At 64.5% G+C, this 26,595-nt stretch carries 23 protein-coding genes and 2 rRNA genes; 13 read left to right on the top strand and 12 right to left on the bottom strand.

The features are described from left to right. Nucleotides 1-185 precede the first annotated feature (185 nt). Nucleotides 186-3,061 (top strand): 23S ribosomal RNA (locus AC1DFC_RS12865). 128 nt (nt 3,062-3,189) lie between these two features. After that, a 5S ribosomal RNA gene (gene rrf, locus AC1DFC_RS12870) occupies nt 3,190-3,302 on the top strand. A gap of 23 nt (nt 3,303-3,325) precedes the next feature. On the opposite strand, the gene AC1DFC_RS12875 is transcribed toward rrf, so the two are convergent. The 5 genes from AC1DFC_RS12875 to hppD all read right to left on the bottom strand — a co-directional run bounded on the left by AC1DFC_RS12875 (nt 3,326) and on the right by hppD (nt 8,832). Then, nucleotides 3,326-4,159, bottom strand: a complete 834-nt coding sequence (locus tag AC1DFC_RS12875) for an MBL fold metallo-hydrolase (protein WP_478179356.1) — start codon at nt 4,157-4,159, stop codon at nt 3,326-3,328. Continuing rightward, complete coding sequence (locus tag AC1DFC_RS12880) at nt 4,160-5,851, bottom strand: AMP-binding protein (protein WP_478179357.1); 1,692 nt, start codon at nt 5,849-5,851, stop codon at nt 4,160-4,162. Between the two features lie 120 nt (nt 5,852-5,971). After that, on the bottom strand, nt 5,972-6,847 hold the full coding sequence (phhA, locus tag AC1DFC_RS12885) for a phenylalanine 4-monooxygenase (RefSeq protein ID WP_413334945.1): 876 nt from the start codon (nt 6,845-6,847) through the stop codon (nt 5,972-5,974). 19 nt (nt 6,848-6,866) lie between these two features. Next, nucleotides 6,867-7,670: a transporter substrate-binding domain-containing protein gene (locus AC1DFC_RS12890; RefSeq protein WP_007836112.1), complete on the bottom strand. Its 804-nt coding sequence runs from the start codon at nt 7,668-7,670 to the stop codon at nt 6,867-6,869. A 34-nt stretch (nt 7,671-7,704) separates the two neighbouring features. Continuing rightward, nucleotides 7,705-8,832: a 4-hydroxyphenylpyruvate dioxygenase gene (hppD, locus tag AC1DFC_RS12895; protein WP_413315582.1), complete on the bottom strand. Its 1,128-nt coding sequence runs from the start codon at nt 8,830-8,832 to the stop codon at nt 7,705-7,707. A gap of 142 nt (nt 8,833-8,974) precedes the next feature. On the opposite strand from hppD, the gene AC1DFC_RS12900 reads away from it, so the two are divergent. From AC1DFC_RS12900 to lnt, 4 genes are all read left to right on the top strand, one after another. Next, the gene (locus tag AC1DFC_RS12900) at nt 8,975-9,448 is read left to right on the top strand and encodes an Lrp/AsnC family transcriptional regulator (RefSeq protein WP_007836115.1); all 474 of its coding nucleotides are present in this window, start codon (nt 8,975-8,977) and stop codon (nt 9,446-9,448) included. A 109-nt stretch (nt 9,449-9,557) separates the two neighbouring features. Continuing rightward, nucleotides 9,558-10,286, top strand: a complete 729-nt coding sequence (locus AC1DFC_RS12905) for a GNAT family N-acetyltransferase (RefSeq protein ID WP_007836121.1) — start codon at nt 9,558-9,560, stop codon at nt 10,284-10,286. 98 nt (nt 10,287-10,384) lie between these two features. Next, nucleotides 10,385-11,263 carry an HlyC/CorC family transporter gene (locus AC1DFC_RS12910; RefSeq protein WP_007836122.1) on the top strand — a complete coding sequence of 293 codons (879 nt, stop codon included), beginning with the start codon at nt 10,385-10,387 and terminating at the stop codon, nt 11,261-11,263. Further along, nucleotides 11,263-12,831 carry an apolipoprotein N-acyltransferase gene (lnt, locus tag AC1DFC_RS12915; RefSeq protein WP_413334947.1) on the top strand — a complete coding sequence of 523 codons (1,569 nt, stop codon included), beginning with the start codon at nt 11,263-11,265 and terminating at the stop codon, nt 12,829-12,831. The genes AC1DFC_RS12910 and lnt overlap by 1 nt, the downstream gene beginning before the upstream one ends. Nucleotides 12,832-12,834: 3 nt before the next feature. On the opposite strand, the gene AC1DFC_RS12920 is transcribed toward lnt, so the two are convergent. From AC1DFC_RS12920 to AC1DFC_RS12945, 6 genes are all read right to left on the bottom strand, one after another. Then, complete coding sequence (locus AC1DFC_RS12920) at nt 12,835-14,205, bottom strand: FAD-binding oxidoreductase (protein WP_413334949.1); 1,371 nt, start codon at nt 14,203-14,205, stop codon at nt 12,835-12,837. An 8-nt stretch (nt 14,206-14,213) separates the two neighbouring features. Next, entirely contained in the window at nt 14,214-15,023 is an 810-nt protein-coding gene (locus AC1DFC_RS12925) for an ABC transporter permease (protein ID WP_413334950.1), read from the bottom strand. Continuing rightward, the gene (locus AC1DFC_RS12930; RefSeq protein WP_413334952.1) at nt 15,020-15,850 is read right to left on the bottom strand and encodes an ABC transporter ATP-binding protein; all 831 of its coding nucleotides are present in this window, start codon (nt 15,848-15,850) and stop codon (nt 15,020-15,022) included. Before AC1DFC_RS12930 ends, AC1DFC_RS12925 begins: the two co-directional genes overlap by 4 nt. Nucleotides 15,851-15,862: 12 nt before the next feature. After that, nucleotides 15,863-16,846: an ABC transporter substrate-binding protein gene (locus AC1DFC_RS12935; RefSeq protein WP_007836129.1), complete on the bottom strand. Its 984-nt coding sequence runs from the start codon at nt 16,844-16,846 to the stop codon at nt 15,863-15,865. Between the two features lie 71 nt (nt 16,847-16,917). Continuing rightward, a complete protein-coding gene (locus AC1DFC_RS12940; RefSeq protein WP_007836131.1) occupies nt 16,918-17,781 on the bottom strand; it encodes a creatininase family protein in 864 nt (287 codons plus the stop codon). Between the two features lie 25 nt (nt 17,782-17,806). Further along, on the bottom strand, nt 17,807-19,078 hold the full coding sequence (locus AC1DFC_RS12945; RefSeq protein ID WP_478179358.1) for an amidohydrolase family protein: 1,272 nt from the start codon (nt 19,076-19,078) through the stop codon (nt 17,807-17,809). A 416-nt stretch (nt 19,079-19,494) separates the two neighbouring features. Here AC1DFC_RS12945 and AC1DFC_RS12950 point away from each other — a divergent pair, with 416 nt between their 5' ends. The 6 genes from AC1DFC_RS12950 (at nt 19,495) to AC1DFC_RS12975 (ending at nt 24,666) form a co-directional block, all read left to right on the top strand. Then, a complete protein-coding gene (locus tag AC1DFC_RS12950) occupies nt 19,495-20,127 on the top strand; it encodes a hypothetical protein (protein ID WP_413334957.1) in 633 nt (210 codons plus the stop codon). A gap of 67 nt (nt 20,128-20,194) precedes the next feature. Then, nucleotides 20,195-20,830 carry a hypothetical protein gene (locus AC1DFC_RS12955; RefSeq protein ID WP_413334958.1) on the top strand — a complete coding sequence of 212 codons (636 nt, stop codon included), beginning with the start codon at nt 20,195-20,197 and terminating at the stop codon, nt 20,828-20,830. Further along, entirely contained in the window at nt 20,827-21,291 is a 465-nt protein-coding gene (locus AC1DFC_RS12960; protein ID WP_413334960.1) for a hypothetical protein, read from the top strand. Before AC1DFC_RS12955 ends, AC1DFC_RS12960 begins: the two co-directional genes overlap by 4 nt. After that, a complete protein-coding gene (locus tag AC1DFC_RS12965) occupies nt 21,288-22,115 on the top strand; it encodes a COG1470 family protein (protein ID WP_413334961.1) in 828 nt (275 codons plus the stop codon). The genes AC1DFC_RS12960 and AC1DFC_RS12965 overlap by 4 nt, the downstream gene beginning before the upstream one ends. Beyond that, nucleotides 22,112-24,235 (top strand): SdrD B-like domain-containing protein, encoded by a 2,124-nt coding sequence (locus tag AC1DFC_RS12970; RefSeq protein ID WP_413334962.1) that lies wholly within the window; start codon nt 22,112-22,114, stop codon nt 24,233-24,235. The genes AC1DFC_RS12965 and AC1DFC_RS12970 overlap by 4 nt, the downstream gene beginning before the upstream one ends. Before the next feature lie 119 nt (nt 24,236-24,354). Continuing rightward, nucleotides 24,355-24,666, top strand: a complete 312-nt coding sequence (locus AC1DFC_RS12975) for a hypothetical protein (protein ID WP_413315569.1) — start codon at nt 24,355-24,357, stop codon at nt 24,664-24,666. Nucleotides 24,667-24,681: 15 nt separating this feature from the next. Here AC1DFC_RS12975 and AC1DFC_RS12980 read toward each other — a convergent pair whose 3' ends face one another. Continuing rightward, complete coding sequence (locus tag AC1DFC_RS12980) at nt 24,682-25,359, bottom strand: TetR/AcrR family transcriptional regulator (protein ID WP_157609054.1); 678 nt, start codon at nt 25,357-25,359, stop codon at nt 24,682-24,684. Between the two features lie 150 nt (nt 25,360-25,509). Here AC1DFC_RS12980 and AC1DFC_RS12985 point away from each other — a divergent pair, with 150 nt between their 5' ends. After that, entirely contained in the window at nt 25,510-26,580 is a 1,071-nt protein-coding gene (locus AC1DFC_RS12985) for an asparaginase (protein WP_007836147.1), read from the top strand. Nucleotides 26,581-26,595 lie beyond the last annotated feature (15 nt).

Consider the following 26,595-nt stretch of genomic DNA (forward strand, 5'->3'; position numbering starts at 1 on the left):
GCACATTCGTAAAGGTTTAGTGCAGACCGTGCCATCAGCAGCATAGAATTTTTGATTGCGTCAAAAGAAACTTCAATTTCGAGTCAAATCGAATTTTGAATGTAGCGGCATAACGCGCCAGGTGAAAGACCTGGTAATTCCTTGAAACGATTTTGGATCTCCGCAAGGAGAGCTCAAAGTTATAGGGTCAAGTGAATAAGAGCACGTGGTGGATGCCTTGGCAATGATAGGCGACGAAGGACGTGATAGCCTGCGATAAGCTTCGGGGAGCTGGCAAATTAGCTTTGATCCGGAGATTTCCGAATGGGGAAACCCACCTGCAAAGGTATCGCATGATGAATACATAGTCATGCGAGGCGAACCGGGTGAACTGAAACATCTCAGTAGCTCGAGGAAAAGACATCAACCGAGATTCCGAAAGTAGTGGCGAGCGAAATCGGAGAAGCCTGTTAGTGATAGCACAAGACATAACGGAACAGCTTGGAAAGGCTGGCCATAGCGGGTGATAGCCCCGTACGTGAAATGACCTGTGTGGTACTGAGCTAACGACAAGTAGGGCGGGACACGAGAAATCCTGTCTGAATATGGGGGGACCATCCTCCAAGGCTAAATACTCATCATTGACCGATAGTGAACTAGTACCGTGAGGGAAAGGCGAAAAGAACCCCGGGAGGGGAGTGAAATAGATCCTGAAACCGCGTGCTTACAAAAAGTAGGAGCCTCGTAAGGGGTGACTGCGTACCTTTTGTATAATGGGTCAGCGACTTACATTCAGTGGCAAGGTTAACCGAATAGGGAAGCCGTAGAGAAATCGAGTCCGAATAGGGCGATCAGTCGCTGGGTGTAGACCCGAAACCAAGTGATCTATCCATGGCCAGGATGAAGGTGCCGTAACAGGTACTGGAGGTCCGAACCGACTAGTGTTGCAAAACTAGCGGATGAGCTGTGGATAGGGGTGAAAGGCTAAACAAACTTGGAAATAGCTGGTTCTCTCCGAAAACTATTTAGGTAGTGCCTCAAGTATTACCATCGGGGGTAGAGCACTGTTTTGGCTAGGGGGTCATGGCGACTTACCAAACCAAGGCAAACTCCGAATACCGATGAGTACAGCTTGGGAGACAGAGCACCGGGTGCTAACGTCCGGACTCAAGAGGGAAACAACCCAGACCGCCAGCTAAGGTCCCTAAAATTGGCTAAGTGGGAAACGAAGTGGGAAGGCTAAAACAGTCAGGATGTTGGCTTAGAAGCAGCCATCATTTAAAGAAAGCGTAATAGCTCACTGATCGAGTCGTCCTGCGCGGAAGATGTAACGGGGCTAAGCCAGTTACCGAAGCTGCGGATTTGCAATTTATTGCAAGTGGTAGGAGAGCGTTCTGTAAGCCTGTGAAGGTGCGTTGTAAAGCGTGCTGGAGGTATCAGAAGTGCGAATGCTGACATGAGTAGCGTTAAAGGGGGTGAAAAGCCCCCTCGCCGTAAGCGCAAGGTTTTCTACGCAACGTTCATCGGCGTAGAGTGAGTCGGCCCCTAAGGCGAGGCAGAGATGCGTAGCTGATGGGAAACAGGTCAATATTCCTGTACCGATTGTTAGTGCGATGTGGGGACGGATCTTAATAGGTCATCCAGTTATTGGATTATTCTGGTTTAGTTGGATGTAGGCGTGCATTAGGCAAATCCGGTGCACATATACCGAGGCCAACGATCGAGCGGACTTGTCCGTGAAGTGACTGAACGAGGTTCCAGGAAAAGCCACTAAGCTTCAGCTAACAACGACCGTACCGCAAACCGACACTGGTGCGCGAGATGAGTATTCTAAGGCGCTTGAGAGAACTCAGGAGAAGGAACTCGGCAAATTGACACCGTAACTTCGGAAGAAGGTGTGCCCTATTAGTGTGTAGTGAACAACGAAGCATGAATGGGTTGCAAAAAATCGGTGGCTGCGACTGTTTATTAAAAACACAGCACTCTGCAAACACGAAAGTGGACGTATAGGGTGTGACGCCTGCCCGGTGCTGGAAGATTAAATGATGGGGTGCAAGCTCTTGATTGAAGTCCCAGTAAACGGCGGCCGTAACTATAACGGTCCTAAGGTAGCGAAATTCCTTGTCGGGTAAGTTCCGACCTGCACGAATGGCGTAACGATGGCCACACTGTCTCCTCCTGAGACTCAGCGAAGTTGAAATGTTTGTGATGATGCAATCTCCCCGCGGAAAGACGGAAAGACCCCATGAACCTTTACTGTAGCTTTGTATTGGACTTTGAACAGATCTGTGTAGGATAGGTGGGAGGCTTTGAAGCAGGGTCGCTAGATCTTGTGGAGCCAACGTTGAAATACCACCCTGGTGTGTTTGAGGTTCTAACCTAGGTCCATTATCTGGATCGGGGACAGTGCATGGTAGGCAGTTTGACTGGGGCGGTCTCCTCCCAAAGCGTAACGGAGGAGTTCGAAGGTACGCTAGTTACGGTCGGACATCGTGACGATAGTGCAATGGCATAAGCGTGCTTAACTGCGAGACTGACAAGTCGAGCAGATGCGAAAGCAGGACATAGTGATCCGGTGGTTCTGTATGGAAGGGCCATCGCTCAACGGATAAAAGGTACTCTGGGGATAACAGGCTGATACCGCCCAAGAGTTCATATCGACGGCGGTGTTTGGCACCTCGATGTCGGCTCATCTCATCCTGGGGCTGTAGCCGGTCCCAAGGGTATGGCTGTTCGCCATTTAAAGAGGTACGTGAGCTGGGTTTAAAACGTCGTGAGACAGTTTGGTCCCTATCTTCCGTGGGCGCTGCAGATTTGAGGAAGCCTGCTCCTAGTACGAGAGGACCGGAGTGGACACACCTCTGGTGTATCGGTTGTCACGCCAGTGGCATTGCCGAGTAGCTAAGTGTGGAAGAGATAACCGCTGAAAGCATCTAAGCGGGAAACTCGTTTCAAGATGAGATCTGCCGGGGCCTTGAGCCCCCTGAAGAGTCGTTCAAGACCAGGACGTTGATAGGTCAGGTGTGGAAGCGCAGTAATGCGTTAAGCTAACTGATACTAATTGCTCGTGCGGCTTGACCCTATAACTTTGATCAATCCGATCAAGGTGTTATGCCAAGTTGACGCATTCAAAATAATTCGCCAAAAGCTGATTCCAAACTCTATGAATTCGTTCTCTTGATCATGTGATCAACAGAACAACCCTTTATGCCTGATGACCATAGCGAGTTGGTCCCACTCCTTCCCATCCCGAACAGGACAGTGAAACGACTCAGCGCCGATGATAGTGCGGGTTCCCGTGTGAAAGTAGGTCATCGTCAGGCTCTTACAGCCCAGAAAACCCCAGTCAGAAATCTGACTGGGGTTTTTTGCTTTGGGGAGCGCCTCGCAGCCACGCCTGCCAATCCGCAAAAGAGATCGACTGCACCTCCAGCAGCTTGAATTTCATCAGTACCTTGATGGCGTGACGTGCATGCTTCACCGGATCGCGCTGCAAACCGTCGAGCCGGCGACGCGCTACAGACAGAGCTTTGCCGACATCGTCGAATACAGCGCCATGCCCTGGAATCACTTGCCGGGGAGCAAGCGTTTCGATCAGATCCAACGTGGCGCCTACATCTTTGAACGACGGCTCACCGGCCAGTTCGGGGAAAGCGATACCAAATCCGTTCTCCCACAGGGCATCCGCCGAAATCAGTGTCCGTGACGCTGCGTCGAACAGAATGATCGAATGGGGATCGTGGCCGGGTGCCGCATGCACTTGCCACGACCGATCGCCGAGCATGCGTTCCGTCCCGGGCCGCAGCAGCCCCGTAAAACGGAACCTGCGGCACATCTGCCCCGTCGCCAAGAAACTCAGGCCCCTTTGATCCCAGCGTTTCACCAAGCCAGCTTCGCCGGGCGGGATTTCCGTACGAGCCAACGGATAGCGTTCTTGCAATGCGGCATTCCCACCGCAATGGTCGCTGTGGAGATGCGTATTCAGGATGAGATCGAGTGGCCGTTCCCCCAGCACCGACTCGACCAGCGCCAGCGTCTGTTCAGCATGCGTTGCATACCCCGTGTCGACCACCGCGGTTTCTTCGCTGCCGACGAACAGAACATTGTTCGAAGACAGCCAACCCCGCTCGAATACCACGACATTCGCTGGCAGCCCGGCACTCGCCGACGAATGGCTCATTCAGGCGCCCGCACTGGCGCGCAGTTCGCGGCGCAAGATCTTTCCCACGTTGGTCTTCGGCAGCGATTCCCTGAACTCGATGTGCTTCGGCCGCTTGTAGCCCGTGAGCTGCGAGTGGCAGTACTGCAGCACTGCGTCTTCAGTCAGCGCCGGGTCCCTGCGGACGACGAAGACCTTGATGGCCTCGCCCTGCTTCTCGTCCGGGACGCCCACCGCCGCGCATTCCACGACCCCTGGGCACAGGGAAATCACGTTCTCGAGTTCGTTGGGGAACACGTTGAAGCCGCTCACCAGAATCATGTCCTTCTTGCGGTCGACGATGCGGCTGTAGCCGTCTTCCTGCATCACCGCAATATCGCCGGTGCGCATGAAGCCATCGGCGGTGAAGGCCGCCGCCGTCTCGGCGGGCTGGTTGTAGTAGCCCGTCATCACGTTCGGTCCCTTGATGCAAAGCTCACCCGGCTGGCCTGCCGGCAGTGAATTGCCATCGTCGTCCTTGATTGCGATCTCGATGCTTGGCAAAGGCAAGCCGATCGTCCCGGTGAACTCGGTATTCGACACCGGGTTGTTGGTCCCGATGGCGCAGGTTTCGCTCATCCCCCAGCCTTCGATCATCGGGCAGCCCGTGGCCTCGAACCACTTGCGCGCGGTACCTTCCGATGCCGCCATGCCTCCCGCCTGCGACACGAACAGTGTGGAGAAATCGATCGACTTGAACTCCGGGTGTATCAGCAGTGCATTGAACAGCGTGTTCACTGCCGGCAGCATGTGGAATGGCCGCTTCTTCAGTACCGCGATGAACTTGTTGAAGTCGCGCGGGTTCGGGATCAGCGTCATGTGCGAGCCCTGGCGGATCACCAGCAAGCACAGCGTCAGCGCAAAGATGTGATACAGCGGCAGCGCCGCGATGCTGTTGACCTTCGCCAGATCGCCCGCGCGCGACAGCGCAGGTGTGAACCAGGCCTCCGCCTGCAGAGTGGCCGCAACGATGTTGCGATGGGTCAGCACCGCGCCCTTCGAGAGGCCGGTCGTCCCGCCCGTGTACTGCAGGAACGCGATCGAATCGAGCGTGCTCCGGTCGGGCCCCAGCATGCGGCCTCGGCCCTCCGAGATCGCCTGAGTGAACGGCGTGACCGTGCGTCCATCGCTCAGCGGCAGCTTGTACGCCGGCACGATCTTCGCCAGATGACGCACTGCCATCGTGATCCATGCGCCATACAGCCCGCCCAGCAGATCGCCCATCGCCGTCACGACCACATGCTTCACGGGCGTGCGCTCGATCACCTTCTCTAGCGTTGCCGCGAAGTTCTCGAGGATGACGATCGCTGTCGCGCCAGAGTCCTTCAGCTGGTGTTCCAGCTCCCGCGCGGTGTACAGCGGATTGACGTTGACGCACGTATAGCCCGCGCGCAGCACGCCGCACATGGTGACCGCGAACTGCGGAATATTGAGCAGCATGATGGCTACGCGCGCACCCGACTCCAGTCCGAGCGATTGCAGCCAGGCGCCCAGCGCCTTCGACAGCGTGTCGAGTTCGCCATAGGACATCCAGCGCTCCATGCAGACCGAGAACGGCCTGTCGGCGTAGCGGCCAAAGGCCTCGTCGAACATGTGAGGCAAGGAACGGTACTGCTCGGGATGAATCTCGTGCGGTACGCCGGCCGGATAGTTCTGTCGCGCGGATGTCTGCATGCAAGCTCCTTTGGCGCGGATTGTGGGAGGCAGTGCGCCTTCGCCGCCAGCGGGCTTGTCCTAGGGAGCGGACGTGTGCTGTCGCGCGCGCGATAGCTGCGCGGCGCAGCCCTCAGAAATTCAGGCCAAGCCCGATTCGCCCGGCAGCAGCACTCCGGCTTCGATGTCGGTCGCAACCGCCAGCGACTCGTACAGCGCCGTGAAGTCGGGCGCCGTAAGGTCGAACAGATGCGCAAAGCTGTCGATCACGAAGTAGTTGGCCTGGTAGGTGTCGATCTTGTAGCGCGTGCGCATGGTGCGCAGCAGGTCCAGCGGCAGCCGGTGCGGCTCATCGCTGAGCACCGCGTGCTTCAGTTCGCCCACCGAGCTCAGAATGCCGGCGCCGTAAGCGCGCAGGCCGTCCGGCTGGCGGATCAGCCCGAACTCCACCGTGTACCAATAAAGCCGCGCGAGCTTCTCGCCGGCGCCCAGTTCGTGCGCCTTGATGCCGCCCGCGCCGTAGCGCTGCACGTAGTCGGCGAGGGTCGGGTCGAACAGCATCGGCACGTGGCCGAACAGGTCATGGAACACGTCGGGCTCGACGATGTAGTCGAACTCCTCTGGCTTGCGGATCCAGTCGGTCACCGGGAACTTGCGGTTCGCCAGCAGCGTGAAGAACGGCAGCTCCGGAATCAGCCCCGGCACCGCGACGATCTCCCAACCGGTCGCGCGATGCAGCCGCTCGTTGAGTTCCTCGAAGCGCGGAATGCGGTCCTTCACGCCGAGCGACGGCAGCGACTTGATGAAGGCGTCGCAGGCCAGCCCCGGTAACTGCGCCGCCTGGCGCTCGTAGAGCCGGCGATAGGTGTCGTGGTCGGCCTCTGTATAGCTGGCCCAGTCCTGCGGGCAGGTGTAGTCGGCCATCACCTTGCCGCCGCGCGAATAGTCGCCCCGAGGCGGGCGGTCGGAAGCGCCGTAGACGGCGGGGGTGACAACGGCGGCGGCAGGAGTGTCCATGAGAAACGATTCTTGAGAGTTACTTGAGCCAGCGGTCCATCGTGCGCTGGAAGTCGCCGCCGGCCTGCTGCAGATGCAGCCACTGGTCGACGTATGACTTGAAGGCAACGTCGTCGCGCGGGAGCATCCAGGCCATTTCGCCGTACTGCAGCGGTTTGTCGGGATTGACCGCGCACAGGCCCGGCTTGAGCTTCTGCTGCGTGATGGCCTCGGCCGCTTCGGTCACGAACACGTCCGCGCGGTTGGCGAGGATCTCGTCGAAGATCGTCACGTTCTCGCCGTGCAGCGTGAGCTTGGCCTGTTTGAAATTGGCCCGGGCGAAGCGCTCGTTGCTGCCGCCCGGGTTGAAGATGACGCGCACCGACGGCTTGTCGATGGCGGCCACGCTCTGGTACTTGGCCACGTCGGCGCAGCGCGCGATGGGCGTCTTGCCGTTGACCATGTAGGGCGTGCTGAAGAAGGCCCGCTTCTGCCGGTCGGTGGTGACCGACACGCCGCCCACGGCGATGTCGCACTTGCCGGCGTTCAGGTCGGGCAGCAGGTTGGCCCAGGTGGTCTTGACCCACTCGGGCTTCGCGCCGAGGCTGGCGCTGAAGCCCGTCATCAGGTCGACGTCGATGCCCTCGAAGGCGCCCTCAGCCTTCTGGAAGCTGAAGGGCTTGTAGTCGCCCGGCGTGCAGATGCGCAGCACCGCCGCCTTCTGCACGGCATCGAGGTGCGAGCCGGCCACCGGCGTGCTCGCCGGCGCCATGGCGCAACCCGAAAGAACGGCGGCTGCCGCCGCGATGAAGGTCAAACCGATCGAAGACATGCAACTGCGCATACCGGGCTCCTGGGCAATAAGAAAGAAGGAGCCCTTATTTTGCGGCGCTCAGCACGCCGCGGCGCATCTGGTCGAGCTCGATGCTCTCGAACAGCGCCTTGAAGTTGCCGTTGCCGAAACCGTCGTCGCCCTTGCGCTGGATGAACTCGAAGAAGATCGGGCCCAACTGGTTCTCGCTGAAAATCTGCAGCAGCAGCGCGTCCTTCTTGCCGTCGATCAGGATCTTGCGCTTCTTCAGTTCGGCCACGCTTTCGCCGTGCCCGGGAATACGCTTGTCGATCAGCTCGTAGTACGTGTCGATGGTGTCCAGCAGCGTCACGCCGTTGGCGCGCAGCGCGTCGACGCTTTCGTACAGGTTGTCCGAGCCCATGGCGATGTGCTGGATGCCCTCGCCCTTGTACATGTCCAGGTACTCCTGGATCTGGCCGGCCTGTTCCTTGCCTTCTTCGTTGATCGGGATGCGGATCTTGCCGCAGGGGCTGGTCATGGCCTTGCTCTTCACACCCGTCACCTGGCCTTCGATGTCGAAGTACTTCACCTCGCGGAAGTTGAAGAGCTTCTCGTAGAAGTTGGCCCACACGTCCATGCGGCCGCGGTACACGTTGTGCGTCAGGTGGTCGATGTAGGTCAGGCCGTTGCCCTTGCGCGCCAGCGCGTCTTGCGACGACACGCCCGGCAGCGCCTCGAAGTCCACGTCGTAGAAGCCGATGTTGCCGATGTCGCCGGGCTTCGCCCCATTCTTGCCGGGCCAGCGGTCCACCAGGTAGATCAGGCTGTCGCCGATGCCCTTGATGGCGGGGATGTTCAGCTCTCCGGGGCCGGCCTTGTCGGCGAAGCCCCATGCGCCGAGTGATGTGGCGCGCTCGTAGGCTTGCTTGGCGTCCTGCACGCGGAAGGCGATGGCGCAGACGCTCGGGCCATGTTCGCGCGCGAACTTCTGCGCGAAGGAATCGGGCTCCGCGTTCAGAATGAAGTTGATGGTGCCCTGGCGGTACAGCAGCACGTTCTTGTGGCGGTGCTTCGCCACCGCCTTGAAGCCCATGCGCTCGAACACCTTGCCCATGGCGGCCGGATCGGGTGCCGCGTACTCGATGAATTCGAAGCCGTCGGTGCCCATGGGGTTCTCCCAGGGCGTGAAGGCGGGTGCGTCGGCATGGCTCATGTGCGGTCTCCGGTAGGTGGGGCTGGATGAATAAGGCGCGAAATCGGCCGGTCATGCAATGTAGGGCGGATGCCTCTCAGGTTTTCTGCGTTTCCGGGCGCTCGGGATGGCCATTGCGCAATAAAACTGCAAGAATGGCGACATGGAAGCACTGGACAAGATCGATAGGCTGATTCTGCGCACGCTGCAAGCAGATGGGCGTGCCACCTACGACCAGATCGCGGAGCAGGTCAGCCTGTCACCCAGCGCCGTGCTGCGGCGGGTCAAGCGGCTCGAAGAGCACAAGGTGATCGACCGCTACGTCGCGCTGGTCCAGCCCGAAGCCATCGGCCTGGGGCTGACCGCTTATCTCAATGTGCGACTCGAAAAGCACACCGAGAGCCACAAGCGCAACCCGATGGACCTGTTCCGCGCAAGCGTGCAGACATGGCCCGAGGTGGTCGAATGCGCGGCCCTCACCGGCGACATGGACTACCTGTTGCGGGTGGTCGTGGCCGACATGGCCCACTACAGCCGCTTCATCATGGACACACTGCTGAAGCATCCGAGCGTGGAGGACTGCAAGACCAGCTTCGTGCTCGACCGTGTCAAGGCCACCACAGCTGTGCCGGTTTAGCCACATTGCGGTTGCGCCAGCGCCACGCAGCTTGGTACTAGGACACAAATGTGTCCCGCGATTGACCCTGTGGACTTGTTGTTTAAGGGGAAACCCTTACATTCGAGTCATGCTTACCGCCAAGACCCTTCTCAAAGCGTCTCTCGGCCTCGGCTCTTTCCTGAAAGCGCCGATGGTTGAGGCGCAACCACGCGCAGTCAGCGCGCCTCAACCCGTCATGGTGCCGATCCGCTCGATCGGCCCGCGCGAACGCGAGCGCATCGCTCGCCACCTGCTCGAACTCTCCCCGCACGACCGCTATTTGCGCTTCGGCTATGCGGCGGGCGACGAGCAGGTCCAGAGCTACGTCGACGGTCTCGACTTCGAGCGCGATGAACTCTTCGGCATCTACAACCGCCGCCTCGACCTGATCGCGATGGCGCACCTGGCCTTCGCGCCCGGCGACCAGCACAGCGACTGCGCCGAATTCGGCGTGTCGGTCTCGGCGCATGCCCGCGGCCGGGGCTACGGCGCCCGCCTGTTCGAGCGCGCCGTGGTCGTGGCCCGCAACGAAGGCGTGGGCATGCTCTTCATCCATGCGCTCAGCGAAAACGCCGCCATGCTGAAGATCGCCCGCAACGCCGGCGCGACGGTGGTGCGCAGCGGCTCGGAAGCCGAGGCCCACCTCGAACTGCCCAGCGCCACCTTCGACAGCCGCATGAGCGAGATCGCCCTGGAGCACTACGCCGCGGTCGACTTCGCGCTCAAGAGCCGTGCCAAGCAGTTCTGGGCCTTCCTGGCGAGCGTGCAGGAAGTGCGCAGCGGCATGCGTGATGCCCGCAAGAAATCCGCCCCCTGAGGCCTGGCGGCGGGCCCAATGGCTGGCGGGGGTCATGCGGTAGAGCGTGTCACACGCAATCCGGTATCCTTGCCTTTCCTCAACTAAGCCCTCCCGCAGTGGCCGACCCTCACCCTGAACGCGCTCCCGTCGAACGGGAAGACAAGCGCGGCTTTCTCCAGAAGCTCGCCGAATTCATCCACCCCGGTCCCGACTCGCGCGACGAGCTGATCGAAACCCTGGCCGATGCCGAGGACAACGAGGTGATCGGCGCCGAATCGCGCGTGATGCTCGAAGGCGTGCTGCGCATGGCCGACATGACCGCGGGCGACGTGATGGTTGCCGCGCCGCGCATGGACCTGGTGAACATCGACGCACCGTTCGACGCGCTGCTGCACCTCATCATCGACACCGCGCACTCGCGCTTCCCGGTGTACGAGGGCGAGAAAGAAAACATCATCGGCATCCTGCTCGCGAAAGACCTGCTCAAGCTGCAGCGCGCGCCGGGCCTCAACATCCGCGCCCTGCTGCGCCCGGCCACCTTCGTGCCCGAGAGCAAGGGCCTGAACGATCTGCTGCGCGAGTTCCGCGGCAACCGCAACCACCTGGCCATCGTGATCGACGAGTTCGGCCGCGTGGCCGGCCTCATCACCATCGAGGACGTGCTCGAGCAGATCGTCGGCGAGATCGAGGACGAGTTCGACATCGCCGAGGACGAAGGCGACATCTTCGGCCTGGCCGACCACACCTACCGCGTCTCGGGCGACACGCCCATCGAGCGCGTGGCCGAGGCCTTCGGCATCGTGTTCGATGAAGAACAGCTGAGCGAAGACTTCGACACCATCGGCGGCTTGATCGCGCACGAGATGGGCCACGTGCCCAAGCGCGGCGAGCACCACGCCATCGGCGGCTTCGACTTCGTGGTGCTGCACACCAAGGGCGGCGCGGTGCGCTGGTTCAAGGTGTCCCCGGCGCGCGGCGGCGACGCGGCCGACTGATGCGCGGCGCGCCGGCTTCTCCTTCCGCCAACCTGTTCCGCCTGCTCGGCTTCGGTGCCGCCGGGCTCGCGCAGGCGCTTTCGATGGCCTCGCCCGTGGGCGGCAAGCCGCTGTGGTGGCTGCAGCTGCTGTCGCTCGGTGCGTTCGTGTGGCTGCTCGACGGCCTGCGCGCGCAGGGCGCGGGCTGGCGTCGCGCCGGCCTGCATGGCTGGCTGTTCTCGACCGCCTGGCTCACCGGCAGCTTCTGGTGGCTCTTCATTTCGATGCACACCTATGGCGGGCTGCCGGCGCCTCTCGCGGCCATCGCCGTGCTGGCACTGGCCGCGGCGCTCGGGCTGTACTACGCGGTTGCGGCTGCGTGGTTCGTTGTTCGCGGACCGCAGGGGCGGGTGACAGGCGCGCTCGTCTTCGCGGCGCTGTGGACGCTGGCCGAGCTCGTGCGCGGCAGCTGGTTCACGGGTTTCCCGTGGGGCGCCGGCGGCTATGCGCATGTCGAAGGTCCGCTGGCCGCGCTGGCGCCGTGGGTCGGTGTCTACGGCATCGGTGCCGCAGCGGCGCTGGTCGTTGCGCTGGTCGTGCTGCACCGGCCGCCGCGCGTCGCCGAGCTCGTGCAAGGCCTGGTGCTGATCGCGCTCGTGTTCGCCGCGCCGCAACTGGTTGCGCCGCTGCGCAGTGACGTACAAGGTCCCAAGGGCTCGGCCGGCAATCTCCAGCTTGCACTCCTGCAAGGCAACATCCCGCAGGACGAGAAATTCATTCCCGGCGGCGGCATCGAAACCGCGCTGCGCTGGTACGGCGAGCAATTGCGCGACGCCAAGGCATCGCTCGTCGTGACGCCCGAGACCGCCTTGCCGCTCCTGCCGCAGCAGTTGCCGGCCGGCTATCTCGAAGTGATCGAGGCGCGCTACAGCCAGGGCACGCAGGCCGCCATCGTCGGCCTGCCGATGGGAGGGCAGGGCACGTACAGCAATGCAGTGCTCGGCTTCCAGCCCGGCGCCGCGCGGCCCTACGTCTACAGCAAGCACCACCTGGTGCCCTTCGGCGAATTCATTCCCCCGGGCTTCCGCTGGTTCATCCAGATGATGAACATCCCGCTCGGCGACTTCGCACGCGGCGGGCTCGCGCAGGCGCCGTTCGTCTGGCAGGGCCAGCGTATCGCACCGAATATCTGCTACGAAGACTTGTTCGGCGACGAGATCGGGGCGAACTTCACGGACGAGGCCACGGCCCCCACCATCCTGCTCAACGTGAGCAACATCGCATGGTTCGGCGACACGGTGGCCATCGACGAACACCTGTCGATCTCGCGCATGCGCGCGCTCGAATTCGCGCGGCCGATGGTGCGCTCCACCAATACCGGTGCGACCGTGGTGATCGATGCCGACGGCCGCGTGACGCACGAACTGCCGCGCCTCACGCGCGGCGTGCTCGAAGCCAGCGCCGAAGGCCGGCGTGGCCTCACGCCGTATGCGCGCTGGGTCGCGCCTTTCGGTCTGTGGCCGCTGTGGCTGCTGGCGATGGCCATCGTGGCCGCAGCCTTTGTGCTGCGCCGCCGCCGCCGCGATTGAGCCTCAGGCGACCCGTGCGCCCTTCACCGGCCAGTCGCGCAGCTTGCCGGGATTCAGCAGCCCCATCGGATCGAAGCGTTTCTTCACCGCGATGACCTCGGGCGGCAGCGGCCCGCCGGCCTTGCCGTCTTCCACGATGTTCACATGCGGGTTGTTGATGTGCACGTTGTGCTCGCGGTGGATGCGCATGATCTCCTGCAGCCGCTCCTCGGTGCTGAAGCGCACCAGCTGCAGTCCGCTGCAGGTCATGAGGCCCGCAACGTTGCGGATGAACTCCAGGTGCATCATCACCTCGCCGCTCAGCAGCTTTTCCATCTCGATCACCTGCTCGACATGCCGGCCCGGCACGAAGCCGCTCTGCAGGTAGGTCAGCGTCGGATCGATCTTGAGCGCGTGCAGCGTCGTGTGGTTCCAGGTGAACTCCATCAGCGTGCGGTTGCTCTTCTGCACCTCGGCCGCCGTCTTGCGGTAGCTCACCGTGCCGCCGTGCGCCTCGGCCAGCTGCAGCAGCGCGGGCTCGCACGATTCCGCCACCAGCGACAGCACCGTGTGGCAGCCCGTCAGCAGGTGCGCCGCGAGTTGCGCCAGGTGGTCCGAGATGGGCGCGGCGAAGAACGCCACTTCGCGCTTCACGATGCCCGGCGCGTTCGCGAGCTTGTCGGCGAAGTGCAGTGCGCCCCCGAAGTTGTCGAAAGTGACCAGCGTCTCCAGCCATGGATGCGCGGGTGCCAGGGCAATTTCCAGTTCCAGCACCAGTCCGTTGGTGCCCCACAGGTGGTGCATGCGCATCGCCTCGGCGCCGCGCAGCTCGACCACCTGCGGCTCCGCCTCGATGCTCATCGCGCGGATGCCGAGCACGTTGCCCGGTGCGCCCAGCGGCCCGTAGTTGATCGAGCCCACGCCGCCGAAGCCGCCGCCGAAAAGGCCGCCCAGCGTCGCGCTGCGATAGGTCGACGGCATGCAGCGCAGCTCCTGCCCCGTGGGCTTGGCCTGCTTTTCCAACTCGCCCAGGCGAATGCCGGCCTGCGCGCGCGCCACGCCGGGCCGTACCCACAGGCAGCTGTTGTAGCCCGTCATGTCGAGCACCACGCCGCCGGCCAGCGGCGTCGTCTGGCCGTAGTTGCCGGTGCCGCTGCCGCGGATGGTGATCGGCACGCCGCGGCGCGCGCAGGCGCCCACCACGGTGCGGATCTCTTCCTCGGTGCGCGGGCGCACGACCACGTCGGCGCGCTTGTCCTTGAGCTGGCGGTTGAGCACGGGGCTGAACCAGGAAAAGTCTTGCGACAGCCGCGTCACGCGGCTCTCATCGCTGATCCAGTCGAGGTCGGGCAGTTCGAGCAGCAATTGCTCGATGGCGGAAACGGGAGCATTCATGGTCAAGTTCAATCCTGGGAAAGTTCGCTCGCATGCCAGGAGCCCAGCGCCACCTTGGTGAGCCAGGCCATCAGCACGAAGAGCGCGACACCGGTGAGGGAAATGAGCAGCAGCGCGGCGAACATGCGCGGGATGTTCAGCTGGAAGCCCGCCTGCAGGATCTGGTAGGCCAGCCCCGCGCCGGAACCGCCCGTGCCCGCGACGAACTCCGCCACCACCGCGCCGATCAGCGCGAGGCCGCTGGAGATGCGCAGCCCGCCAAAGAAATACGGCAGCGCGCTCGGAATGCGCAGCCGCACCAGCTGCTGCCAGCGCGTGGCGCGGTTCAGCTTGAAGTAGCTCTGCAGGTCGGGGTCGATGCTGCGCAGGCCGAGCGTGGTGTTGCTGATGATGGGGAACAGCGCCACCAGCGCCGCGCACACCGTCATGGCGGCCACCGGATTCTTCACCCAGATGATGATCAGCGGCGCGACCGCCACGATGGGCGTCACCTGCAGCAGCACCGCGTACGGAAAGAGCGCGGTCTCGATGCGCTTGCTCTGCACGAACAGGAACGAGATCAGCACGCCCGCCACCGTGGCCAGCAGGAACGACAGCACCGTGATCTTCAGCGTGACCAGCAGCGCATTGCCCAGCGGCGCCCAGTCGGTCACCAGCGTCTGCATCATCAGGTAGGGCGAGGGCACGAGGTAGGGCGGCAGCTCCATCGCCACCACCATCCACTGCCACAGCGCGACCAGCACCACGCCGATCAGCACCGGGTAGAGCACGCGCTGCACGCGCGGCTGGCTCAGCAGAGGTTTGACTGTCTTCTTCATCGCGCGGTCTCCTCATCGGCACTGCTGGCGCGCAGCAGGCTGTCCTGCAGCTGCTTCGCGTAGCGTGCGAATTCGGGCGTCACCATGAAATCGGCGCTGCGCGGATAGGGCTCGTCGATGCGGAGCTCTTCCACCACCCGACCCGGCCGCGCCGCCATCATCACCACGCGGCTCGACAGGAACACCGCCTCGTGGATCGAGTGCGTCACGAAGATCACCGTGAGCTTCTTCTTGCGCCACAGCTCCAGCAGATCGGCATCGAGCTTGTGGCGAGTGATCTCGTCGAGCGCGCCGAAGGGCTCGTCCATCAGCAGCAGGTCGGGCTGCGTGACGAGGCCGCGCGCGATCGACACGCGCATCTGCATACCGCCCGAGAGCGCGCGCGGCAGCGCATCGGCAAACTTTTCGAGCCCCACCAGCGCGAGCGATTCCGTCACCCGCGCATCGGCTTCCTTGCGCGGCACGCCGGCCAGGTCCAGCGGCAGGCGCACGTTGGTCTGCACGCTCGCCCACGGCATCAGCGTGGGCGACTGGAACACGAACGACAGCTTGTGCGGGCAGCTGTGGATCTGCGCCACCGGCTTGCGCCACACCAGCAGCCGGCCGTCGCTGGGTTCGAGCATGCCTGCCACCATCTTCAGCAGCGTGCTCTTGCCGCAGCCCGAGGGACCGAGCAGCGTGACGAATTCGCCTTCGGCGATGGACAGGTCCACCGGCAGCAGCGCCTGCGTGCCGTTGGGGTAGGTCTTCTCCGCCGAGAGCACTTCCACCGCGGGCACGGCAGGCTCCGCTGGCGGCGCGAGGGTGTTGGGTTCGATGCGATTCATGAAGCGGAAGACTCAGGGCAGAACCTTGGCGTCCTTGACGAACTCGGTCGTGTAGGTCTTGGCGAGTTCGACCTTGGCGGGGTCGAGCAGCTTCGCGCTCACCAGGAAGTCGTAGCTGGCCTTCGCACGCGCATCCGTCATCACGCCGATGCCGAGCTTGGCCGCGTCGCCGCCGGTGACCATGCCCATCTCCTTGAGCTTGGCCACGCTGTAGGCCAGCTGGTCGTCGGTCATGTTGGGGTTGTCCTTCTTGATGAGGGCGTTGGCGGGCGCCGGGTCGGCGAGGTAGCTCTTCCAACCCTCGGCCGAGGCCTTCACGAAGGCGGCGACCTGCTTGCTGCGGTCCTTCACCGTCTTCTCCATGCACGACACGGTGGTCGCGTAGGCCGGGAAGCCGTGGTCGCTGAACATCAGCACGGTGCTCTTCACGCCGGCCTTCTGGATGGCGTAGGGCTCCGAGGTCAGGTAGCCCTGCTGCGCGCTGTTCTTGTCGGCCACGAAGGGCTGGATGTTGAAGGTGTAGGGGCGGGTCTGCTCGTCGGTGAAGCCGAACTTGGCCTTCAGCCACGGCCAGTAGCCGCGCTGGGCCTGCGCGCCGATCAGCAGCGTCTTGCCCTTCAGGTCCTCGAACTTCTTGACGTCGTCGTGCGCGATCAGCACCTGCGGGTCCTTCTGGAAGAAGGCCGCCACGTTGACCACCGGCACGCCGCCTTCGCGCACCTGCATCATCTGGATGTCGCTCGAACCCATGATGCAGTCGGCCTGGCCGGCGGCCATCATCTGCGTGATGTTGACCTGCGGGCCGCCCATCTTGATGGTCACGTCGAGGCCGTACTTCTTGTAGATGCCCAGCGCCTGCGCCTGGTAGAAGCCGCCGTGCTCGGCCTGCGCGTACCAGTTGGTCATGTAGGTGAACTTGTCCTCGGCCTGCGCGGGCGCGGTGGCGAGAAAAGCGATGGCGGCGGCGCCGGCGACGGACAGTGCGAAGGAGCGCATGGTGGGAACCTCTCGAAGGCTGGGGAGTTGAAGAAGCGAGAAAAGCGAAGGGGCCGTTGCAAGAAACAGGCTCAGGCGGGGTCGAAGCTCTGCTGGATGAAGCCCTGCTGGTGCCCACGCTCCCAGGTGGCTTCTTCGCGCACCACCCAACGCAGCGCATGCAGTTCGGTCAGCGCCTGTGCCCAGCTGTCGGAGAGCGTGTCGAGGATCTCTTTGCCCTGTTCGCGCGTGGCGGTGGTGGGGTCGCCGATCACGCCGCTCGGGCCGAAGTCGCGGGAGGTCCAGGCGCAGGCCGGGCGGCCGTCGGCCGACAGCAGCTTGATCGGGAAGGGCGGCGGAAAGTTGGCGACCGCGTGCTCCATGTGCACTGTCTCGGGCGCGAGCGCGAGCATCAGCGCGGTCTCGGAATGGCCGGCGTGCATCGCGAGCTTCTTCTCCTGCTCGCTCACCTGCTTGCTGGCTGCGCTCGGCAGGCGCGACACGCCGTGCGGCACCACCACGAAGTCGCCATGACGCAGGCGCAGTTCGCGCGCTGCCATCTCGAGCACCTGCGGCTGGCCGCCGTGGCCGTTGGCGAACAACAGCTTGCGAAAGCCTGAGCGGTAGACCGACTCGCCGATCTCGATCACGGTCGAAAGCAGCGTGGTGCCGGTCAGCGTCATCGTGCCGGGGAAGTGCAGGTGCTCCTCCGACTTGCCGTAGGTGATGGTCGGCAGCGCGAAGGCGCGCACCTCGGCGGGGAGCTTTTCGAGCGCCTTGCCCATCACGCCCGAGCAGATCACGCTGTCGACCGAGCAGGGCAGGTGCGGCCCGTGCTGCTCGATCGCGCCGCAGGGCAGCACGATGACGGTGTTCTCGCGGTCGGGCAGCGCGGCGATTTCGGTCCAGCTCAGGTAGGGCAGGAAGCGGTGGGGCGGGATGTAGCCGTGGAGCATGGAAGAGTCCTTGTGGAGGGAGTCGTTATTGGGGAACGAAGGGCGCCGGGTCGCCGTGCGTGACGCGGCCTTCCCGCAGCACCACGCGGCCGGCGGTGCGCGAGGGCCAGCCGTGGCGGTCGGCCTGGGTGAAGAGCACGAGGTCGGCTCCCTGGCCCACCAGCGTGGGTTCGGCGTCCGGGGCTTCGCGCCGCAGCCAGTCGCCGCGGCACAGCGCCTGCGACCATTCGTCGAAAGGCTCGTCGAGCTGCGCCACCAGCGCGGCCGTGCCCAGCGCTTCGACGGGGTCGAAGCTGCCGACGCGGCAGAACGGGTCCTGCACGTTGTCGCTGGCGAAGAGCAGCGGAATGCCGCGCTCGCGTGCTTCCTTCACCAGCGTGATGCCGCGCAGGCGCGGCGTGCGGCCGGTGACGGCGTCCTGCAGCAGCAGGTTGGTGGCGGGCAGCGACACCACCGTGATCGGCGCGCGCGCCACCGCATCGAGCGTGGCGAAGGCCCGCGCCTCGGGCTGTGCCGCGAGCGCGCAGATGTGGCCGCAGACCACGCGGCCTTCGTAGCCGATCTCGCGCAGGATGCGGGCCGTGGTCTGCAGGCCGACCGCCGAGGCGTTGAGCTCTTCGTCGACATGCAGGTCGATGTCGAGGTCGCAGGCCTGCGCCGACACCAGCAGGTTGCGCAGCGCGCTCTCGCTCCAGTTGGTGGAGTGCACGAAGCCGCCGAGCAGCGCGTGCGGCCCGGTGGCCTTGACCTGCTTCGCGAGCCGCATCGCCTGCGCCGCGTCTTCGAACAGCGGCAGCTTGATGAGGCTCACCTGTTCCAGCCGCAGCTTGCCAGCCCATTCCTGCGCCAACTCGGCCATCACCGGCCAGGCCATCGGCACGGTATCGGGCTCCCACCAGTCGACGTGCGTACGCAGGTGTGTGGTGCCGCATTCCCAAGCCCACTGCAGGCCGCGCGCGGCGCGTTCGCGCACATCGGCGGGCGTCCAGTGCACACGGTCGCTCAGCATCGCGTCGATGGCACCGAGCAGGCCGGGCTGCACCTGCCTCATGCGCGGCAGGGTAAAGGCCTTGTCGAGGTGCGTGTGGGCGTCGACGAAGCCGGGCAGCGCCAGCGTGCCGGCGAGATCCCAGCCCGTTGCCGGGACGTCGATCCCCATTGCAGGGCGCACCGACTGCACGCGCCCGGCCTCGATCGCGATGCGCGCCAGCACGGGCACACCGTCGCCTTGCGGCCAGTTCACCGGCAGCAGCCAGCGCGGCAGACGCACGTTGTCGAGCAGGGCGGGAGCGTTCATGCCACCTCGTACGCGGCGGCGCGCAGATTCAGCACCTCTTGGTGCGGCGCAGCATGGAAGCTGGTTTCGACCGGATGGTCGCAGGCGAAGAGCACGTACATGAGGTTTGACCGCTTAATCAGAGCAAGTGGTCAGGTAATGCAAGCGACGTGCCAGTGCGGGCGCACCGGTTTGGTTCTAGAGCGGTCGAGTTGCGCGATGGCCTCAGAAACCGCTTTCACCTCAGTTGTGTTTCGTAACAGAAGTCACAGAAATTCGTGAAAACGCAACGGACTGGGCGGCGATCCCGAGTCTTTACGTAACATCGACGCACCTTTTTTATAAATTGTTAACTAAAATCCACATTTCCAAAAATGTGAACTTTGGACCTCAGTTTCGTTTTCTTTATCAACCATTCGATTCACCGAGAGCTCATCTTGAAAAAACTACTCCTGGTTGCAGCCATCGCAGGCGCCCTTCCTTTCGCTGCGCAAGCAGAGTCCAATTTCGTGAGCGCGGCATCGGGCACGCTGACCGCCACGGCGCGCCTCAACTTCACGGTGACGATTCCGCGCGTGATGTATCTGCAGGTCGGTACCGGTACCAACTTCAGCACCGTGGGCACGGTCGATAACCTGGCCTTCACGGTGCCGGGCGCATCGGTCGGCGCGGGCGGCACCATCGCCGGCACGGGCGGTGATTTGGGTGCGGGCGCGGTTACGGTTCGCGTGCTTGGCAATGCCGGCGACCTGTCGCTCAAATCCGGCGTGACCGGCCAGCTGAGCAACGGCAGCAGCACCATCCCCTGGAGCGCCATCACCGTGACGGCGGCGCCGCTCACCGCCGGCATGACCGCCGGCTTCACCAACGCAGCCATCACCCACCCGGCCTTCAGCACGACCTCGGGCGCGGGTCCGACCGCCACGACCTTCACTTCGGTGAACACGGTGGTGCGCCAGGAAAGCAAGTGGACCTTCGCGTACGACAATACCGGCGTCTACGCGCCCGGTACGTACGGTGCCACGGTGGCCAACAACGGCGTCGTGACCTACACGCTCACCTCGCCCTGATCCTGCGCCGTCGCCATGGAAAAAAGGCGGCCTGGCGCCGCCTTTTTTCCAGCCTCGGGAGAACCCCTTGACATTGCGCCGTCCCTCCTTCGAACAGCTCCGTCTCGCGGCGTGCCTCGTGGCCGCCTTCGGCGCGCTGATGCCTGTGCACGCTTACACGGTGGGCATTGCCTCTGCATCGCGCTCGCTGTACCTGCAAGTCGGCGCGGGCAACATGGCTCAGGGTAACCCCAACTCTGCCGGCAACAACTCGACGCAGAACAACGTGACCGTGACCGTGCCTGTGGCGGCGCTGTTCACCGGCGCCGCCGCGCAGACGATGAACACCGACAGCACCGTCATGGCCAGCCCGATCGACGGCGCGGCCTACTGCACCCCTGCAGGCAAGGTCTATGTCGGCAGCTTCTTTCGCACCACCGGTTCTTCCAACAACAGCGCGACGCTGACCGTGAGCACGCCGGCGAACCTGTCCAGCGGCAGCGCCACCATTCCATTCAGCACCATCTCTTGGACCGGCACCGGCAGCGGCCAGTACGACTCGGAGATTCCGAGCGGTTCGTTCAGCAGCACCCTGCTCACGCTGGTCTCCGTGGCCAAGAACACCTGGTCGGAAAGCTGCCTGCTGTTCACTTACACCAATCCCGGCATGGTGCCGTCCGGCACCTTCACCGGCACCGCAACCTACACGTTGACGGCCCCATGAAGAACGCCCGCCGCGCGCTCGCCGTTGCCCTGCTGGCGCTGCTTGCCGCACAGGCCGGCGCTGCCACCTACCGCGTCGACGACACCGGCACGGTGGTCGGCCAGCCGGTCACGCCGATGCGCTGGCGCCAGCCCGTGCCCGGCCGCGTTGCGGACAACACCGTCGAGGGACAGGTCTCCGTCGCGCTGCGCCTGAACCTGTCGCAGTGGGTGATGCGCCAAGCCCGCATCTACATGCTGCTGGCTCCCACCGAGAACGAACGGCTGGTCGCCACCTGGCGCACCCAGGGCCGGCTGCTGCCGGGCTCCATGCGCGGCGGCGACCGCGTGCTGGTCTTCGAGGGCATCGTGCGCGAACCCTTCCTGCAGGAAACCATCCTGCTGAATCTCACGGCCGACGGACGCGCGCTCGAGCGCGCCCAGTCGCTGCAATTCAACTTCGAGATCGAGATGACGCCATGAAGCGCGCGATCGGCTTTTCTTCCCGCCTCCTGCGCGTACTGGCGCTGGTGGCATTCCCCGCCTCGGCCGCCTTCGTGGGCACCGGCGCGCAGGCCCAGTTCGCGCTGGCCGTCTCGCCCCCCCGCTTCGAATTGAGCGGCAAGCCCGGCGAGCGCGTGCGCGACGTGATCGAGCTCAGCCACTCGGACGCTCGACAGGGCGAGTACACCTTCAAGACCGCCGACTGGACGCTCAAGCCCGACGGCTCGGTCGACTTCAGCGACGAATTGGCGCCGGGCAGCTGCCGGCCCTGGGTGGCCATCGAGCGCCGCGAACTCAGCATCGCCGCGGGCAAACCCTATCGCTACCGTTTCGAGGTCACGCCGCCGGCCGGTACACCGCCGGTGGAGTGCCGCTTCGCCGTGCTGATCGAAGGCAAGGAGCACACCAACGCGCCCGGCACGCCGGTGGCGATGGCCGCGCGCATCGGCGTGATCGCCTACGTGGCGATCGGCGATGTTCAGCCCGTGCTCGACATCGCCGGCACTGCCGTGAAGACCGTGAACGGCAAGGACCTGCCGGTGCTGCGCATCCGCAACACCGGCACGGCGCACGGCCGGCTCGCGGGCTTCCTCAACGGCACCGATGCCAGCGGCGCGCGGCTCGAATTCCAGCCTGCCACCACGCCGGTCATGCCGGGCGAGACACGCGAGATTGCGCTCACCGCGACCCGGCCTGGCGACACGGATGCGGCCGTCACGGTGCGCTTTCCGGTCACCGTGACCGGCTCGCTCGAATGGGGCAAGAGCGGCTCATTCAAAGTCAACGAACGCTTCGGTCAATGAGGAAGCGGGCCCTGCAAACCGCGCTAGGACTCTGCGGCGCGGGCACTGCCCTGGCCGGCGCGGGTGCGTGGGCCCAGGTGCCGGCAACGGCGGGCAACCCGCCATCGGCCGTCGCCGCCGCGTATGTCGATCGCGTGCTCGAAGAGGGTCCCGTCGTGCCCGAGGCCCCGCAGGCCGAAGAACCCAGCACCGGCTGGCCGCGCGGCTGGAGCGCAGAGCTGCAATCCAACCGGCAGAGCAACAGCGCCGTCAAGACGCAGAGCCAGACGCTGACCTTCTCCGGTTTCCTCGACACGCCCAACTACGGCGCCTTTTCCGCCAACCTCAACCTGAACCGCAACCCGGCACCGGTGTACGGCTACGGCGTGTTCGGCAGCAGCGGCTCGCCGTACAGCGTGGTGCCCTTCACCGCACGCAACGGCAGCACCTGGCGCGTCGATCAGCGCGCGATGCCCTTCGACGGCGGCTGGTTCGGCAACAGTTCGGTCGGCAACATCAACATGGGCAGCACGCCGCTGGCGCGCGGCATCGGCCGGGTGTTCCTGCCGAGCCTGCCGATCGAGGGCGCGTCCGTGAGCATCGAGCAGCCGGGCCGCACGCAGTTCAATGCCTCGGCCGGGCGGCTCGGCTACTTCGACGGGCTGGCGTTCCAAGGCTTCTCGGCCGGCCGCGGTACGGCTGCCAGCGTCGGCGCGCAGACGCAGATCGCTGGCGGCGACGGCCCCATGGCTCTGGGGCGCACCGACGCAGCGGTGCAGTTCGTCGAGGCGCGCAACGTCAACACCAGCGGCCTGACCGGATACGCGCGCGATACCCGCACGCTGTGGAGCGCAGTCTCGTGGCAGGGCCTCGCGCCCTGGGCCGACACGATCGGCAGCGGCACCGGTGGTATCGGCGACCGCATCGGTGGCATGCGCGTGCAGGCCAACCTCGTGCACAGCGCGGGGCGACCGTCGGACGCGTCTTCGCAAGCGCCCTTCGACTCGGCCACAGGCGGCTGGCTCGACGCGGCCTGGCGCACCGACTGGCTGCAGCAGAGCGCCTCGATGTTCTATTTCCAGCCTTCGCTGCGCTGGGGCTCGGACACGCTGCCCAACAATCTGCGCGGCGCCTCGTGGCGCGGCGACATCTCCACCCGCCAATGGCAACTGGGCGGCAATGTCGAACTGAGCGACAGCGTGAGCGGCACTCAGCGCCGCTCGCTCTACGCCAACATGTTCGGCCGCTACCGCTTCGATTCGCGCGATGCGGTCTCGGGCAACGTGGCGGCACGCAGCGGCTCCTTCGCCGCGCAGTCGGCGCAGGTGACGTGGGAGCACCAGTCCGACTGGGGCTATACACAATGGCGTACCGACGCGGCCCACGGCGTCGACCTGCGCGTCCTGCGCACCGGCATCGACCACGCCTGGCGCGTCGGGGAGGCGCAGACGTTCTCGACTTCGCTGGCCGTCGAGCAATCGAACCGATCGGGCGGCAGCCTGCGCACCGTGCACTGGGGCGTGCTCGGCACGACTCCGCTGGTGGCCGGTGCGAGGCTCGACCTGAGCTTGCGCGGCAGCAACGGTCTCGGCGGCAACAGCACGCGCTTTCTCAGCGCCAACGCGCGGCTGGCTTGGCCGTTGGGCCGCGGCTGGTCGTTCATCACCCAGGCCACCGCGTCGCGCGGACAGGAGGCGCTCGACCCCGCGGTGGTCTCGGCCCTCACGGCCGCCACGCTGCAGCCGACGCTGATCGTGCCTTCCACCCGCTCGTTCATGCTGGTGCTGCGCTACGAAGGCCGCGCCGGCTCGGCCAGCGCCCCCATCGGCGGCGCGCCAGGCCTCGGCGACGGCCGGCTCGAAGGCCGCGTGTTCTTCGACCAGAACAACAACGGCCGGCGCGAAGCCAACGAGGGCGGTGTGGGCGGCGTCACCGTGCGCATCGATCGCCGCTACGTGACCCAGACCGATGCGCAGGGCTTCTACAGCTTCCCGTCGGTGGCCGGCGGCAGCCACGAGGTCGAACTGGTCCAGGACACCCTGCCCCTGCCCTGGAGCAGCCCGGGTTCGTCCACGCAGCGCGTCGACATCCGCGTGCGCGGCACCGCCGTGTCCGATTTCGCGATCCAGAAGGACCGCTAGCAAAGACCCAAGCAAGAAAGCCGTTCCCGGCCTATATTTCTTCCCGTTGCTGCCGATATCCGGAGATCGGGCGCCCATGCAGCGCCCGGCCCCCATGTTCTTACGAGGGATCGGGCCTTATGACGGGAAGCTGGCTTCACTCGGGGCGCGGCGCGCTGGCCGCCTTGCTGCTCGCGCCAATGCTGTGCGTGGCTGACAACGGCTCTGGGAGCAATGCCGCGACGGCGCGGTTGCGCATCACCGTGACCGTGCCGCCCGTGTTCCGCGTGCTGCAGGTCACGCCGACCGCCGAGGGCTACCAATACCGCGTCTGGACCAACATGAAGTCGATCATGCTCGGCGGGCGCGAGTACCGTTTTTCCAATCTCGGTGAGAACACGCTGAGCCTGCGCAACCCGGCGGCGGGCGCGTGGATTGTTCACGGGCTGTAGAAATGAGCGGTCCGCTCAGCCCTCGATGCCGCAACCGTTCAACACGAAGGCCACGAGTTCCCGTGCGATCGGCTCGCGATCGATCGGCGCGTCGGGCGGCAGGCCGAGCATCACGCGCGTCTGGATCGCGTAGTCGGCATAGCTCTGGGTCATGGCCCAGATGTGCATCAGCAGGATGCGCGCGTCGAGCGGGCGCATTTGCCCGCGCGCGATCCAGCCGTTGATCACGTCGATCTTCTTCTGCGTCCAGGCCCGTGCGTTGGGCCAGTAGCGGTCGAGGTTGCGGCCGCCGTCGAGGATCTCGCGCGTGAAGATGCGCGACATCTCGGGGCTGTCGAAGGCGTGGTCGAGTTTCTTGCGGATGTAGCCGCCGAGCACCGTGGCCGGGTCGCTCGCGTCCTCGAAGGAGAACACCACCTTCCACGCATGCAGCACCTGCATCAGCAGCTCTTCGTAGAGCTCTTCCTTGCCGGCGATGTAGTAGTGCAGCTGGGGCTTGGTGAGGCCGGCGCGCGCTGCGATGGCCTGGGTCGAGGTGCCTTTCAGCCCGTGCAGGCTGAACTCGGTGACCGCCGCGGCGCGGATCGCCGCCATGATGCGTTCGCGCCCGGGCCGCGCGCGCGACAGCGGGCCGTCGGGGGCGGGCATTTCCTGGGCGGTCGAAACGGGGAGGGCGGCTGGATCGGCAGTCATGATGGCGGGAAGGCGCGGTGCGCGCGGCCGATGGTAATCCCTCGCGCATGACCACATGCCATGCCGGCATGAACGCGCAGGGCATGCCGGCACGATTCATGTATCTTCCTCGCCGCCTCGAAAGATTCCACCTCAACACAGGAGTTCTCCATGTACCTTTCTCCCCGTTTCCGTGCCTTTGCGGCCGGCGCCGCAATGCTGGCGGCCAGCGCGCTCGCGCAGGCGCAGCAGGCGCTGCCCAACGTGGTGATCCTCGCCACCGGCGGCACCATCGCCGGGGCCGGCGCCTCGGCCGTCAACAGCGCCACCTACGCGGCCGCCAAGGTCGGCGTCGAGAAGCTGATCGCCGGCCTGCCGGAGCTCTCCAAGGTGGCCAACGTGCGCGGCGAACAGGTGTTCCAGGTCGCATCGGAAAGCCTCACCAACGACAACCTGCTGACGCTGGCCAAGCGCGTGTCGGCGCTGTCGAAGCAAGCCGACGTGGACGGCATCGTCATCACGCACGGCACCGACACGCTCGAAGAAACCGCCTACTTCCTGACGCTGACGGTGCACACCAGCAAGCCGATCATCGTCGTCGGCTCGATGCGTCCGGGCACGGCGCTGTCGGCCGACGGCGCGCTCAACCTGTACAACGCGGTGAACGTGGCGGGCAGCAAGGACGCGATGGGCAAGGGCGTGCTGGTGACGATGAACGACAACATCGACAGCGGCCGCGACGTGAGCAAGAACGTCAACATCAAGACCAACGCCTTCTCCAGCCAGTGGGGTCCGCTGGGCATGATCGTCGAGGGCAGGAACTACTGGTTCCGCGCACCGGTCAAGCGCCACACCATGAACTCGGAGTTCGACATCGACAGCATCAACGCGCTGCCGCCGGTCGAGATCGCGATGGGCTACGAAGGCGTGTCGTCGGTGGCCATCGACGCGATCGCCAAGAGCGGCGCCAAGGCGCTGATCCATGGCGGCACGGGCAATGGCTCGGTGGCCGACCGCATCGTGCCGAACCTGCAGAAGGCGCGCGCCGACGGCGTGATCGTGATCCGCAGCGCCCGCGTGCCCGACGGCTTCGTGATCCGCAATGCCGAGCAGCCCGACGACAAGTACGACTGGGTGGTGGCGCACGACCTGCGTCCGCAGAAGGCGCGCATCCTGGCGATGGTCGCGCTGACCAAGACGAACAACACCAAGGAACTGCAGCGCATCTTCTGGGAGTATTGAGCCCCCCGGCTTTTC

It is taken from the genome of Variovorax sp. 10L421, assembly GCF_056395365.1.

Excerpts from the sequence above, each read along its gene's own strand:
- AC1DFC_RS12920 (WP_413334949.1), bottom strand. The coding sequence starts at position 14,205 with ATGAATGCTCCCGTTTCCGCCATCGAGCAATTGCTGCTCGAACTGCCC.
- hppD (WP_413315582.1), bottom strand. The coding sequence starts at position 8,832 with ATGAGCCATGCCGACGCACCCGCCTTCACGCCCTGGGAGAACCCCATG.
- AC1DFC_RS12945 (WP_478179358.1), bottom strand. The coding sequence starts at position 19,078 with ATGAACGCTCCCGCCCTGCTCGACAACGTGCGTCTGCCGCGCTGGCTG.
- phhA (WP_413334945.1), bottom strand. The coding sequence starts at position 6,847 with ATGGACACTCCTGCCGCCGCCGTTGTCACCCCCGCCGTCTACGGCGCT.
- AC1DFC_RS12875 (WP_478179356.1), bottom strand. The coding sequence starts at position 4,159 with ATGAGCCATTCGTCGGCGAGTGCCGGGCTGCCAGCGAATGTCGTGGTA.
- AC1DFC_RS12935 (WP_007836129.1), bottom strand. The coding sequence starts at position 16,846 with ATGCGCTCCTTCGCACTGTCCGTCGCCGGCGCCGCCGCCATCGCTTTT.
- AC1DFC_RS12965 (WP_413334961.1), top strand. The coding sequence starts at position 21,288 with ATGAAGCGCGCGATCGGCTTTTCTTCCCGCCTCCTGCGCGTACTGGCG.
- AC1DFC_RS12930 (WP_413334952.1), bottom strand. The coding sequence starts at position 15,850 with ATGAATCGCATCGAACCCAACACCCTCGCGCCGCCAGCGGAGCCTGCC.
- AC1DFC_RS12975 (WP_413315569.1), top strand. The coding sequence starts at position 24,355 with ATGACGGGAAGCTGGCTTCACTCGGGGCGCGGCGCGCTGGCCGCCTTG.
- AC1DFC_RS12890 (WP_007836112.1), bottom strand. The coding sequence starts at position 7,670 with ATGCGCAGTTGCATGTCTTCGATCGGTTTGACCTTCATCGCGGCGGCA.
- AC1DFC_RS12905 (WP_007836121.1), top strand. The coding sequence starts at position 9,558 with ATGCTTACCGCCAAGACCCTTCTCAAAGCGTCTCTCGGCCTCGGCTCT.
- AC1DFC_RS12970 (WP_413334962.1), top strand. The coding sequence starts at position 22,112 with ATGAGGAAGCGGGCCCTGCAAACCGCGCTAGGACTCTGCGGCGCGGGC.
- AC1DFC_RS12940 (WP_007836131.1), bottom strand. The coding sequence starts at position 17,781 with ATGCTCCACGGCTACATCCCGCCCCACCGCTTCCTGCCCTACCTGAGC.
- AC1DFC_RS12900 (WP_007836115.1), top strand. The coding sequence starts at position 8,975 with ATGGAAGCACTGGACAAGATCGATAGGCTGATTCTGCGCACGCTGCAA.
- AC1DFC_RS12880 (WP_478179357.1), bottom strand. The coding sequence starts at position 5,851 with ATGCAGACATCCGCGCGACAGAACTATCCGGCCGGCGTACCGCACGAG.
- AC1DFC_RS12960 (WP_413334960.1), top strand. The coding sequence starts at position 20,827 with ATGAAGAACGCCCGCCGCGCGCTCGCCGTTGCCCTGCTGGCGCTGCTT.
- lnt (WP_413334947.1), top strand. The coding sequence starts at position 11,263 with ATGCGCGGCGCGCCGGCTTCTCCTTCCGCCAACCTGTTCCGCCTGCTC.
- AC1DFC_RS12985 (WP_007836147.1), top strand. The coding sequence starts at position 25,510 with ATGTACCTTTCTCCCCGTTTCCGTGCCTTTGCGGCCGGCGCCGCAATG.
- AC1DFC_RS12980 (WP_157609054.1), bottom strand. The coding sequence starts at position 25,359 with ATGACTGCCGATCCAGCCGCCCTCCCCGTTTCGACCGCCCAGGAAATG.
- AC1DFC_RS12925 (WP_413334950.1), bottom strand. The coding sequence starts at position 15,023 with ATGAAGAAGACAGTCAAACCTCTGCTGAGCCAGCCGCGCGTGCAGCGC.